The sequence below is a fragment of the Bradyrhizobium sp. SEMIA genome, from assembly GCF_014844175.1.
In the GTDB taxonomy this organism is placed as follows: Bacteria; Pseudomonadota; Alphaproteobacteria; order Rhizobiales; family Xanthobacteraceae; genus Bradyrhizobium; species Bradyrhizobium arachidis.
The window spans coordinates 8295492-8308153 of record NZ_CP046601.1 but is presented as its reverse complement, the minus strand read 5'-3'; the positions used below and the strand labels follow the sequence as shown (position 1 = coordinate 8308153).

General features: G+C 62.6%; 13 protein-coding genes and 1 pseudogene. 13 read left to right on the top strand and 1 reads right to left on the bottom strand.

The features are described from left to right. The first annotated feature begins 8 nt into the window (after positions 1-8). From FOM02_RS39890 to FOM02_RS39850, 9 genes and pseudogenes are all read left to right on the top strand, one after another. Positions 9-548: a DUF6505 family protein gene (locus tag FOM02_RS39890; RefSeq protein ID WP_027557128.1), complete on the top strand. Its 540-nt coding sequence runs from the start codon at positions 9-11 to the stop codon at positions 546-548. Further along, a complete protein-coding gene (locus FOM02_RS39885; protein WP_027557129.1) occupies positions 545-1552 on the top strand; it encodes a DUF6352 family protein in 1008 nt (335 codons plus the stop codon). The genes FOM02_RS39890 and FOM02_RS39885 overlap by 4 nt, the downstream gene beginning before the upstream one ends. Then, entirely contained in the window at positions 1549-2064 is a 516-nt protein-coding gene (locus FOM02_RS39880) for a DUF3305 domain-containing protein (protein WP_027557130.1), read from the top strand. The genes FOM02_RS39885 and FOM02_RS39880 overlap by 4 nt, the downstream gene beginning before the upstream one ends. Beyond that, the gene (locus FOM02_RS39875; RefSeq protein ID WP_027557131.1) at positions 2061-2678 is read left to right on the top strand and encodes a DUF3306 domain-containing protein; all 618 of its coding nucleotides are present in this window, start codon (positions 2061-2063) and stop codon (positions 2676-2678) included. The genes FOM02_RS39880 and FOM02_RS39875 overlap by 4 nt, the downstream gene beginning before the upstream one ends. Before the next feature lie 128 nt (positions 2679-2806). Then, positions 2807-3586 carry a molecular chaperone TorD family protein gene (locus FOM02_RS39870; RefSeq protein WP_027557132.1) on the top strand — a complete coding sequence of 260 codons (780 nt, stop codon included), beginning with the start codon at positions 2807-2809 and terminating at the stop codon, positions 3584-3586. A 29-nt stretch (positions 3587-3615) separates the two neighbouring features. Next, a complete protein-coding gene (locus tag FOM02_RS39865; RefSeq protein ID WP_265441006.1) occupies positions 3616-3834 on the top strand; it encodes a twin-arginine translocation signal domain-containing protein in 219 nt (72 codons plus the stop codon). Positions 3835-3836: 2 nt separating this feature from the next. Further along, a pseudogene (locus FOM02_RS39860) lies at positions 3837-6834 on the top strand (formate dehydrogenase subunit alpha). Between the two features lie 12 nt (positions 6835-6846). After that, positions 6847-7443 carry a formate dehydrogenase FDH3 subunit beta gene (gene fdh3B / locus FOM02_RS39855; RefSeq protein ID WP_011088224.1) on the top strand — a complete coding sequence of 199 codons (597 nt, stop codon included), beginning with the start codon at positions 6847-6849 and terminating at the stop codon, positions 7441-7443. A gap of 39 nt (positions 7444-7482) precedes the next feature. Further along, positions 7483-8496 (top strand): formate dehydrogenase subunit gamma, encoded by a 1014-nt coding sequence (locus FOM02_RS39850; RefSeq protein WP_027557135.1) that lies wholly within the window; start codon positions 7483-7485, stop codon positions 8494-8496. Between the two features lie 17 nt (positions 8497-8513). On the opposite strand, the gene FOM02_RS39845 is transcribed toward FOM02_RS39850, so the two are convergent. Next, a complete protein-coding gene (locus tag FOM02_RS39845; protein WP_265441005.1) occupies positions 8514-8636 on the bottom strand; it encodes a hypothetical protein in 123 nt (40 codons plus the stop codon). 468 nt (positions 8637-9104) lie between these two features. On the opposite strand from FOM02_RS39845, the gene FOM02_RS39840 reads away from it, so the two are divergent. From FOM02_RS39840 to FOM02_RS39825, 4 genes are all read left to right on the top strand, one after another. Then, positions 9105-10439: an ABC transporter substrate-binding protein gene (locus tag FOM02_RS39840; protein WP_084334102.1), complete on the top strand. Its 1335-nt coding sequence runs from the start codon at positions 9105-9107 to the stop codon at positions 10437-10439. A gap of 102 nt (positions 10440-10541) precedes the next feature. Further along, positions 10542-11501 (top strand): carbohydrate ABC transporter permease, encoded by a 960-nt coding sequence (locus FOM02_RS39835; RefSeq protein WP_027557137.1) that lies wholly within the window; start codon positions 10542-10544, stop codon positions 11499-11501. Continuing rightward, positions 11498-12451, top strand: coding sequence for a carbohydrate ABC transporter permease (locus FOM02_RS39830; protein ID WP_027557138.1), 954 nt, complete (start codon positions 11498-11500; stop codon positions 12449-12451). Before FOM02_RS39835 ends, FOM02_RS39830 begins: the two co-directional genes overlap by 4 nt. Next, positions 12448-12660 carry a hypothetical protein gene (locus FOM02_RS39825; RefSeq protein WP_035729913.1) on the top strand — a complete coding sequence of 71 codons (213 nt, stop codon included), beginning with the start codon at positions 12448-12450 and terminating at the stop codon, positions 12658-12660. Before FOM02_RS39830 ends, FOM02_RS39825 begins: the two co-directional genes overlap by 4 nt. Positions 12661-12662: the final 2 nt, after the last annotated feature.

The following is a 12662-nucleotide window of genomic DNA, read 5'->3' as shown; positions in this document are numbered from 1 at the left end:
CAAGAGCCCTGAAACTGCTGCGCGCCATAGCGCTCGATCCCTCCGACACCTTCGTGTTCGACGCGGCGGCAGAGCCCGGCGAATGGGTCGTCTCCGGCGCGTTCCGCTTCTGCGACCAGGATCCGGCGACTTTGAGCGGCAAGGCGCGCGCGGCGTTTCGCAGCGGCCTCCTCGGGGTGCAATCCTGGGGCTGGTCGACGTTGGCGCAGATCGTGCCGGCAACGGAAAGCGACTGCCGGGCGCTGATCGAGCTCCTCGCCGGGCAATTCATCGATCGTTTCAGCGCGCCGGATCCGGCAACCGCGCGGACGGCCGCCGAAGAAGAGGTCGTCTTTGTGCAGTCGCTCTGCACGCATCCGATCAGTTCGCTCATTGCCGTCCACCGCTCGGTGAGCGACGGCGAAATCCGCGAGTCGTTCCGCAGGCTGCAGCTGCGGCAGGGACAGGGGCACGGCAAGGCGTTCTCGTTCATGGAAGCCGAGGATGACGTCGAACCTGACAGCAATGTCAGGCTTGCCGATATGGGCCAGGAGCCGCAGATTCGATGAATGATTTCTGGATCGCATGCGGCCATCATCTGCTCGACCGCGAGGCGGGCGGCGGGCTTTGCGTCACCGACGAGTTCCTGAAGGCCTATTTCGTCCGGCCCGAGCTGATTCCGCCGGACGACGCATGCCCGGTCGAGCGGCGCCTGCACCGCGAGTTGCTTGTTGCTCCCCGCCGGGCGGTCAGTGTGGATGAAATCGCAGCGATCGTTGACGCGGATGCCCGGGAGAACTGGCGGCTCGTGCTTGCCGTTCGCGATCTCCTGGTGAGACATCGGACCCTGGAAGCCGCCTATCTTGCAGCCGTCCGGTCGGGGACGAACGGTTTGCCGCCGCTGTTCGTCAATCAACTCGTGCATGTCATCCTGCGCAATGCGCTGGATGGCTGCGATGACCCGTTCGTGCTGCGCGCAGCTGAGCTATTCTTCCGCCAGCAGCGCATCCTGCCGCAAGAACGGGCCCTGCTGCTCGGCGACGAGGAGGTCGTCGGTGGGCGGAGCCCGACCCCGGTGCTCTCCCTGATGTCGATGCTCGGGGCCGTGACCGATGCCGAGCTGGACGTCCTGAGCGAGGGCAATGCCGACGACTACTGGCACCGAAGCGACCATTTCGACATGGCTTTCGAGCTCACCGCGGGCGGGCGCGGGCCGAGGGCGTTGGCGCGTGCGATGGCGCGCTGGATCTCACATCTGCTCGGGATTGACGTCGATATTGAGCCGCTGCGCGAACTGCGTGATGCGCGGCTCACCTGGTATGTTGGGCTCGACCCCGATGCGACCAGGCTCGGCGACCGTCTCTGGCATGGTGAACAACTCGACGACCGCAGCGCCGGCCGTGTGCTTGCACTGTTCAGCCTGACGTTTGCAGATACGAGTGCAGTCGCGGACGAGATGCAGGGCGAGCCGGTCTATCTCATTCTGTCGATGAACTCCGATCAGCAGCTCCGGATGAAGCCGCAGAATTTGCTGACGGGGCTGCCGATCAAGCACCTGGAGATGGTGACGTGAGCCCGGCCGTGCTGCCGCTAATGTGCATCCCCGTCGGCATCGTGGTCGAGCGGTACAAGGCGGACTCGCCCTGGACTGACTTTGTCTGGCGCGCCGTCGCCGTGCTGCCGGACGAGCCGGACACAAGGCCCTGGACGGTTCTGCGCGAAGAGAGCGGCAGAACGCTGTTCTATGCCGGCAGTGCTACGGTCGATCTCTACAGTTCCGAGACGGCGCGCTATCGCGACAATCTCGCTTCGGGTAGCCCGAGCATCTGGACCGTGTTGACGCCTGCGGAGGGCGCTTGGCCCTATTCGGTGGCTGCCGCCACCGCCGATCCTGCGGAAGGCGAGGCGTTCACGGAGTCCGGCGCGAACCTGGTCGAGGCCGTCCCCATGCCGGAAGCGCTGCGTGAGCAGATTGAAAGCGTCGTTGCCGAGCACCACGTCGAAAGGGAATTCTTCAAACGCAAGCGGCGGCAGGCCGATCCGGAAGCGCTGGCGAGCCGGCAGCAAAAAGGCGGACACGAATGAGTGAGGATAAGTTCCTGGCGCGCTGGTCCCGTCGCAAGCAGGAAGCAAAGGCGAACGCTCGGCAACCCGATCCGGCTATGCCCGACGACATGCAGTCGGCACCACCGCCTGCCGTGAAAAACGACGAAGCAGAGTTTGACCTTTCGAGCCTGCCTTCGATCGACTCGATCACGTCCGTAACGGACATCAGGCAATTCCTGCGCACGGGGATTCCGCAGGAGCTGACGCGTGCGGCGCTTCGTCGCGCCTGGAGTGCCGATCCCGCCATTCGCGACTTCGTCGGGCTTGCGGAAAACGCCTGGGACTTCAACGATCCGACCGCAATGCCGGGCTTTGGCCCGCTGGATTGCTCGGAAGCAGAACTGGCCGCGTTCGTGGACAGAATCTTCGGCGGCCTCAGCAAGGCAGCCGAGATGCTGCCTGAGACTCCGGTTGAAGTCACGGATTCTTCGCCGGAATTGCAGCAGGTCGAGAGATCGAGTGTTGAGATCGTCGTCGAACAAGCCGCGCCCGCACCTGTTCCTGCTGCATCGCAACTAACGGTGGCTGAAAGCACTGGAGGCGAACAGCCGTCGAGTCCTCGCCGCACGCATGGCGGAGCGCTACCCCGCTAGGCTCCGACGAACGGCTATAGCCTCAGACTATGGGAGGCGATTGACCCTCCGTTGGGCCGGGACTACGCTTGGTCTAGCGCTTTGTAGCGAAAGCAAAATCAGCACCCGGGACTTGGATGGAGGTCCACGTGCGTGATGATGGCCTTGAGCGAGCCATATGCGCCGCTGGCGGCGTTGCAGGACTCGCGCGCAAAATCGGCATCAGCCAACCCTCCGTTTCGAACTGGAGCAAGGTGCCAGCACAACGGGTGATGGCGGTCGAAGCGGCCACCGGTGTATCGCGCCAGGACTTGCGGCCTGATCTGTACAGCGAGCCGCTTGTGTCCGAAGAGCTGATTGAACCCGTCGATGCGGCGCGTGCGCGAGAATATCTGCTGCTCGCGACGCTCTTGTCCTCGGCACCGTCTAGAAGGCTGCTCGATCAACTGGCCGCATTGAACGGTGATGCGACGCCGCTCGGGTGCGCGCATGCCGGGCTGGCCGCAGCCGCCGCCAATGCAGTCGCAGCCAAGGTCGAGCGCGAACATTTCGATCTGTTCGTCGGTCTCGGCCGCGGCGAGCTGTTGCCTTATGCCTCCTACTACCTGACGGGATTCCTCAACGAGCGGCCGCTGTCGCGCCTGCGCGCCGATCTCGCCGCGTCCGGAATCGAGCGCGCCGCGAATAATTCGGAGCCGGAAGATCACGCCGCCATCCTGTGCGAGATCATGGCGGGCTTCGCGGGAGGGCGCTTCCCGGCGTCGTTCGAGGCGCAGCGCGCGTTCTTTGACAAGCATGTCGGGTCCTGGATAGGGCAGCTGTTCGCCGACATCGAGCGCGCTGAGAGCGCCATCTTCTATCGTGCGGTCGGCGCGCTCGGCCGCGCCTTTATCGAGATCGAGAGGGAAGCATTCACGTTCGCCAACTGACCTGCACCGGCAGGTCCAGGAGAGATGCGATGAGTGAAGACGAGAAAACCACAGTCGGGCGTCGCGATTTCCTGCGCAAGGCCGGCGTCGGCACGGTCGGCGCCGGCGCGACGCTCGCGGCACCGCTGGTCGGGTCCGCGCAGGCTGATAGCGAGACCAGCGATGAGAAGCGCAAGGCGCGCTACAAGGAAACCGATCACATCAAGGCCTTCTATCGCGTCAATCGTTATCCGGCCAAGGGAGGTTGACCGTGCTGATCAAGCGAACAAACGAGCGTTCCTTGCGCCATGGTTCCGTTGCCGTGTCCCTTGCGGGGCAGGCCGGCGGTCTCGACCGCCGCAGCTTCTTGCGCAAATCCGGTCTTGCCGGCGGCGCGCTCGCCGTGCTCGGCACGCTGCCGGTCGGCGGCGTGCGCAAGGCGGAGGCGGCGATGGCCGGTCCGCTCACTGCCGGCGCGACCGTCCGCAAGAGCGTCTGCACGCATTGCTCGGTTGGGTGCACGGTGACGGCTGAGGTCCTGAACGGGGTATGGATCGGCCAGGAGCCGAGCTGGGATTCCCCGATCAATCGCGGATCGCATTGCGCCAAGGGCGCCTCCGTGCGCGAGCTCGTGCACAGCGAGCGACGGCTGCGCTACCCGATGAAGCTGGTAGACGGGCAGTGGACCCGCGTGTCCTGGGACACCGCGATCAACGAGATCGGCGACAAACTTCAAGCTGTACGTGAGAAGTCGGGCCACCGCGATCAACGAGATCGGCGACAAACTTCAAGCTGTACGTGAGAAGTCGGGCCCCGATTCCGTCTATTGGCTCGGCTCGGCCAAGATGACGAACGAAGGCGCTTACCTGTTCCGCAAGCTCGGCGCATTCTGGGGAACCAACAATACCGATCACCAGGCTCGCATCTGCCATTCGACCACCGTCACCGGCGTCGCCAATACCTGGGGCTACGGCGCGATGACCAACAGCTACAATGATATCCGTAATGCGAAGACGCAGGTCATCCTGGGCGGCAATCCGGCAGAGGCGCATCCGGTCTCGCTTCAGCACCTGCTTGAGGGAAAGGAACTGCAAAAGGCCAACTTCGTCGTCATCGACCCGCGCCTGACGCGCACGGCCGCGCACGCGACCGAATATGTGCGGATGCGGCCGGGCACCGACATCCCGGTGCTCTACGGCATGATGTGGCACATCCTCCAGAACGGCTGGGAAGACAAGGAATTCATCCGGCAGCGCGTCTACGGGTTCGACGATCTCCGCAAGGAAGTGGAGAAGTGGACTCCGGACGAAGTCGAGCGTGTCACCGGCATTCCCGGCGAGCAGCTCAAGCGCGTCGCCAAGATGTTTGCCACCGAGAAGCCGGCCACGCTGATCTGGGCCATGGGCCAGACCCAGAAGACCGTGGGCACCGCTAATGTGCGCGCCAGTTGCATCCTGCTGCTGATGACCGGAAATGTCGGCGGAGCGGGCATGGGAGCCAATATTTTCCGTGGCCACGATAACGTGCAGGGCGCGACCGACGTCGGGCTCGATATCGTCACGCTGCCGTTCTACTACGGCCTCGTCGAGGGCGCTTGGAAGCACTGGTCGCGGGTTTGGGAGGTCGATTATGACTTCCTGAAGTCTCGCTTCGACTCCAAGCAGATCATGGAAGCCCCCGGCATTCCGCTGACCCGCTGGTTCGAGGCGGTGACGCTGCCGAAGGATCAGATCGCGCAGAAGGACAGTGTGAAGGCGGTATTCGTGCAGGGACACGCCTCCAACAGCATCACCCGTATCCCTGAATCTCTTAATGGCCTGAAGGCGCTCGAGCTGCTCGTCATCGCCGATCCGCATCCGACGACCTGGGCCTCGCTCGCAGTCGAGGCGGGACGCAAGGATGGAGTCTATATTCTTCCGGTCGCCACGCAATTCGAGTGCAAGGGCTCGCGCGTCGCCTCCAACCGCTCGCTGCAATGGGGCGAGCAGATCGTGAAGCCGATCTTCGAGTCGAAGGATGATCTCGAAATCATCTACCTCTTGGCGAAGAAGTTCGGCTTCGCCGACCAAATGTTCAAGAAGATCAAGGTCGAGAACAATCTTCCTGAAGCAGAGGATGTACTTCGCGAGATGAACCGCGGCAGCTGGTCGACCGGCTATTGCGGGCAATCGCCCGAGCGCCTCAAGGCGCACATGAAGAACCAAGCCAAGTTCGACATGCTGACCATGCGGGCACCCAAGGACGATCCCGAGGTCGGGGGCGATTATTACGGCCTGCCCTGGCCGTGCTGGGGATCACCGGAGGTCAAGCATCCCGGCACGCCGCTGCTCTACAATACCAATCTGCATGTAATGGATGGCGGCGGCACGTTCCGGCCGCGGTTTGGCATCGAGCGCGAGGAGAAGCTGCCGGACGGCACGACGCGTAAGGTCAGCCTGCTCGCGGATGGCTCGTACTCGCTAGGGTCGGCCATCCAGGACGGCTACCCGGAATTCACGCTCGCCAGCCTGAAGAAGCTCGGCTGGGATACCGAGCTCACCGAAGCGGAAATGGCCGTGATCAACAAGGTCAACCCCGCAACTCCGGACGCGGTGTCGTGGTCGCTCGACCTGTCGGGCGGCATCCAGCGCGTCGCGCTGGCGCACGGCTGCGTCCCCTACGGCAACGGCAAGGCGCGCATGAATGCATTCGGCTTGCCCGATCCGATCCCGGTCCACCGCGAGCCGATTTACACGCCGCGCGTCGATCTCGTTGCCAAATATCCGACGCTGCCCGATGCCAAGCAGTTCCGGGTGCCGAATATTGGCTTCTCCGTGCAAAAGGCTGCAGTGGAGAAGGGAATTGCGAAACAGTTCCCACTCATCCTGTCGTCCGGCCGCCTGGTCGAATATGAGGGCGGCGGCGAGGAGACCCGGACCAACCCGTGGCTCGCCGAATTGCAGCAGGACATGTTCATCGAGATCAATCCTACCGACGCCGCCGACCGCGGCGTCAAGGATGGTGCCTGGGTCTGGGTCACCGGTGCCGAGAACAATTCACGGGCAAGGATGAAGGCACTCGTCACCGAGCGGGTGGGCAAGGGGGTCGCCTGGATGCCCTTCCACTTCGGTGGCTGGCTTGCGGGCAAGGATCTCCGCGGCAACTACCCGAAGGGCACCGACCCGATCGTGCTCGGTGAAAGCGCCAACACGATCACCACCTACGGATACGATCCCGCGACGAACATGCAGGAGACCAAGGTCACTCTCTGCCAGATCGCGGCGGCATAGGGAGCAACGACGATGGCACGTATGAAGTTTCTCTGCGACGCCGACCGTTGCATCGAGTGCAACGCCTGCGTCACGGCCTGCAAGAACGAGCACGAGGTCCCCTGGGGTATCAACCGCCGCCGGGTCGTCACCATCGCCGATGGTAAGCCGGGCGAACGATCGGTCTCGATGGCTTGCATGCACTGCACGGATGCGCCGTGCGCTGCAGTGTGCCCGGTGAACTGTTTCTATACCACCGCCGATGGCGTAGTCCTGCACTCCAAGGATCTCTGCATCGGCTGCGGCTACTGCTTCTACGCCTGTCCGTTTGGCGCGCCGCAATATCCGAAGGTTGGTAATTTCGGCTCGCGCGGCAAGATGGACAAATGCACCTATTGCGCCGGCGGCCCCGAGGCCGATGGCAGCAAGGAGGAATACGAAAAATACGGTGCGAACCGCCTGGCCGAGGGCAAGCTGCCGCTGTGTGCCGAGATGTGTTCGACCAAGTCGCTGCTCGCCGGCGACGGCGAGATCATCGCCCAGATCTACAAGGAGCGCGTGCTGAAGCGTGGCTATGGCTCAGGCGCGTGGGGCTGGAAGACCGCCTATCGCGAAACAATCGAGTCCTGAAGGCGCCACGCGCCGTGGCACAAATGCCGGGAGGAGCAGATGTCCTCATTTGCAAGGTTCATTCGACCAGCCATCGGCGCGTGGGCGTTGCTTCTGTTGGTCATGGCAGTTCCGGCGCCGTCAGCGGCCCAGCAGGTCAACCCGACGGCGAGCTCGGTCAACGAGCGCCAATTGCTGCAGGAGATGGACCGGATCCAGGGGCGCGTCAGCATTCCCGACCAGCGCTCCAGCGTGCTGATGCAACCGGCTGGCCGCGAGTGGCGCGAATTCCGCAACGTCGCGCTGCGGTGGATCGGCGGCGTTGCCATGCTCGGCATGCTGGCGGTGCTGGTGATCTTCTATCTGACGCGCGGCATGGTCCGTCTCGAAAGCGGACGATCGGGCCGCACCATCGTGCGATTCAACACATTTGAGCGTTTCGTGCACTGGATGACTGCGACCTGCTTCATCATCCTGGCGATCTCGGGATTGAACATCACGTTCGGTCGGCCGCTGCTGCTTCCGCTGATTGGGTTTGACGCCTTCTCGGAATGGTCGCAATGGGCGAAATTCGCGCACAACTACCTGAGCTTTCCCTTCACGATCGGCGTCGTGCTGATCTTTCTGATGTGGATCGGCGGCAATATCCCGAGCAAGGTGGATGTGGAGTGGATCAAGCGCGGAGGCGGCCTGATCGGTCACGATCATCCGCCGGCTCGCCGCTTCAATGCGGGTCAAAAGGGGATCTACTGGATCGTCGTGATCGGCGGTGGCCTCGTCGCTGCGACCGGGTATCTGCTCATGTTCCCGTTCTACCTGACGGGAATCGAGGGCATGCAGATTGCCCAGATCGTTCACTCCGTCGTGGCCGTGCTGTTTATCGCCGCGATGCTCGCTCACATCTACATCGGCACGATCGGGATGGAAGGTGCCTTCGAGGCGATGGGATCAGGCGAGGTCGATGTCAACTGGGCGCGCGAGCACCATAGCCTGTGGCTCGACCAGGAGTTGGCACGGAGCGATCCGAACGATTCTCGGCCGCAGCCTCGCCATGCTACGTCCGCAGCCGAATAGAGCTGACGGAGCGTTGCCTAAAGACGTACGCCCGTCGTCGCAAAGGCCTCAGCGACGGGTTCCTGTACGCTATTGAGCGCGGCAGCTCCAACCACTGCGATGACGATCGTCGCAATACAGGCAAGGATGAAAGCCTTCATCGCGATCCCTCCTTGCAGGCGTTATACAGCACGTTTGACCGCGAATAAACGCTGCGCTTGGGCAGACCAATGCGGGCCGTAAGTCGAGCGCTTACTCCAACCGTTGCTCACGGGTCGATGCCATTCATCCAGAGCAATCATGCTCGCGACCATCACCTGGACCTGGTGATCGCCCTTGCTCCGTCGGCGCGCGGCTTGTCCGCAACAGCGATCAGCTCGTGACGAGAAAATTGCAATCGGCCGAGCGGACGACCAGCAAACTGCGCTTGCAATGTTTAGTAAATGGTGCATTACTAAACAAATCGAGCCTGCCGGATCTATAGAATCCGGGCGGCGCGAGGAAACGCCAGTTTAGTTGTTCAGCTCGTCATGGACTGTGTCGCTCTGCTCGAAGCACTCGAGCGGGTAGGAAAGCCGCGCCATGTCGATGGCCGGCCCACTCGGAGGGAACGTGCAATGAAACGAACGATGAAGACGCTTGTAGTGGCATGCGGGGCTGTTGGCGCCGCGTTCGGCGTCGGAGCGGGCACCACGCCCGCGCAGGCGCAAGGCAAGACTATCACGCTGTGCTGGGCCGCATGGGATCCCGCCAACGCGCTGGTCGAATTGTCGAAGGACTTCACCGCCAAATCGGGTATCGGCATGAAGTTCGAATTCGTGCCGTGGACCAATTACGCCGATCGCTTCCTGAACGAACTCAATTCGCACGGCTCGCTGTGCGACCTCATCATCGGCGATTCACAATGGATCGGCGGCGCCGCGGAGAACGGCCAGTACGTCAAGCTCAACGATTTCTTCAAGAAGGAAGGAATCAGCATGGACGACTACATGCCGGCCACGGTGGTCGGCTATTCCGAGTGGCCGAAGAACACACCGAACTACTGGGCGCTGCCGGCGATGGGCGATGCGGTGGGCTGGACCTATCGCAAGGACTGGTTCGCGCGGCCGGACGTGCAGAAGGACTTCAAGGCCAAGTACGGCCGCGAGATCGGCGTGCCGAAGACGCTCGATGAGCTCAAGGAGATCGCGCAATTCTTCCAGGGCCGCGAGATCGACGGCAAGAAGGTCTACGGCGCCTCGATCTATACCGAGCGCGGCTCGGAAGGCATCACCATGGGCGTCTCGAACTACCTCTACGACTACGGCTTCAAATACGATGATCCGAAGAAGCCCTATGCGATGGATGGGTTCGTGAACTCGGCCAGCGCGGTGAAGGGGCTCGAGGCCTACAAGGAGCTCTACAAGTGCTGCACGCCGCCCGGCGCCTCCAACTCCTACATGTCGGAAGGGCTTGATGCCTTCAAGTCCGGCCAGGTCGCGCTGCAGATGAATTTCTTCGCGTTTTTCCCAGGCCTCTACAAGGATCCGAATGTCGGCGGCGACAAGATCGGTTTCTTCGTCAACCCGGCCGGTCCCGCCGCGCAAGCGACGCAGCTCGGCGGACAGGGCATCTCGGTGGTCTCCTACTCCAAGAACCAGGCCGAGGCGCTGCAATACATCAAGTGGTTCTCCGGCGGCGACGTCCAGAAGAAGTGGTGGGCGCTCGGCGGCTATTCCTGCGCCAAGTCCGTGCTGAACGACCCGAGCTTCCCGAACAGCGCGCCCTTCGCCAAGGAGTTCCTGCAGTCGATGGGAATGGTCGTCGACTTCTGGGCCGAGCCCTCCTACGCCCAGCTGCTCCAAGCCGAGCAGAAGCGCGTGCATGACTATGTGGTGGCCGACAAGGGCACCGCGCAGGAAGCGCTCGACGGTCTGGTGAAGGACTGGAAGGCGATCTTCAAGGAAGAAGGCAAGAAGTTCTGATGCAAAGCTGCCCGGAGCGCGTGCGCTCGCGCTCCGGGTTTCCTTCGAGATGACCGGAATTCGTCGCAGTGTCGACGCCGGGTGCCAGGATCGGTTCACGCAATGAACGAATTGAGTGCCTCTTCGCGGATCACCTATCGGGCCGTCATGGTCCGGCCAGGCGTGGCGCGCCGCATCCGGGGCCTGTCGGACAGGACGCTTGCCTGGCTCTTCATCACGCCGACGATCGTGCTGCTGCTGGCGATCAACATCTTCCCGCTGCTCTGGACGATCTATCTGTCGTTCACGAACTACCGCGCGAACAGGGCCAACGTGCCGACGATCTGGCTGGGCGCTGACTGGTACCAGTCGATCCTGACCGATCCTGACATCTGGGCGGCGATGCAGGTGACCGCGCATTTCGTGATCTGGACGGTGGTAATCGAGACCGTCCTCGGATTCGGCCTGGCCTACCTCATCGACAAGAAATTCCGCGGCCACGGCATCTGGACCACGATCATCCTGCTGCCGATGATGCTCTCGCCGGCCGTCGTTGGCAATTTCTGGACCTTCCTGTACCAGCCCCAGATCGGCCTGTTCAATTACGTCGTCGCCTTCTTCACCGGCCGCGCAGCCTCGTCCTTCCAGATGCTGGGCGACGTCACGCTGAGCCCCTGGGCCATCGTCATCGTCGATGCGTGGATGTGGACGCCGTATGTGATGCTGATTTGTCTCGCCGGCCTGCGTTCGATCCCCGATTACATCTACGAAGCGGCCGAGGTCGACCGCGCGTCGAAATGGCGGCAGTTCTGGTCGATCACGCTGCCGATGGCGCTGCCGTTCATCATGCTGGCCGTGCTCTTCCGCGGGATCGAGAATTTCAAGATGTTCGACATGGTCAATCTGCTCACCGGCGGCGGGCCGGGATCGACCACGGAAGTCGCCTCGATCACGCTCAAGCGGGCGGCGTTCGAGAGCTGGCGCACCGGCTATTCCTCGGCCTTCGCGATCATCCTGTTCGTGACGGTCTTCGGACTCGCCAACATCTATGTGAAGGCGCTGAACAAGGTGAAAAGCCGATGACATCAGCCACCACGGCCCATTCAGTCGTCGAGCCGTCTGCCACGACGCGGCGCTTTGCCGGCTCGCTCGTCGTGCTCTACGCGATCATCACCATGATCCCGCTGGTCTGGATCATGCTCACCGCATTCAAGTCGCCTGACGATGCGATCTCCTATCCGCCGAAGGTGATGTTCAAGCCGTCGCTCGAAGGCTTCTGCAACCTGTTTACGACCCGCTCGCGCCAGACGCCGGAATTCATCCGTTCGCTGGGGCCGCCGCAAGGCCTGTGCGATGACATCGCGCGCAGCCGCAACATGGTCGTCGCCGGTCCCTCGAACTATGTGCCGCGCTTCGTCAATTCGTTGATCATTGCGTTTGGTTCGACCGTGCTCGCCGTTGCCTTGGGTACTCTCTCGGCCTACGGCTTCTCCCGGTTCCGCGTGCCGCTGAAAGATGACCTGCTGTTCTTCATCCTGTCGACCCGGATGATGCCGCCGATCGCGGTCGCGATCCCGATCTATCTGATGTACCGCACCATCGGCTTGTCGGACACCAGGCTCGGGATGATCCTGCTCTACACCTCGGTCAATGTCTCGCTGGCGGTCTGGCTGCTCAAGGGATTCATCGACGAAATCCCGCGTGAGTACGAAGAGGCCGCGATGATCGACGGATACACCCGCTTCCAGGCGTTCGTGAAGGTGGTGCTGCCGCAGGCCACCACGGGAATCGCGGCAACCGCAATCTTCTGCCTGATCTTCGCCTGGAACGAATACGCCTTCGCGGTGCTTCTCACCTCGGGTAACGCACAGACGGCGCCGCCGTTCATTCCGATCATCATCGGCGAGGGTGGGCAAGACTGGCCCGCAGTGGCCGCCGGCACGACGCTGTTCCTGGTGCCGATCGTGGTGTTCACGGTCTTGCTTCGCAAGCATCTGCTGCGCGGCATCACTTTTGGAGCTGTCCGCAAATGAGCATCGACGCCACTCCATCCATTGCGCGTCGCGGTCTTGCGGACCGCCTTCTGCGCCGCGGCCCGCTCGAAGCCATCGCGACGACGATCATCGCCGCCGGCGTCGTGATGCTGATGCAGCCATTGTCTCTGACACTGTACTCCTGGTCGTTTGCGACGACCCTGTTCGGCACGGTGATGTTCACCATCGTGTCCAAGGTCCGGGAGTAGCG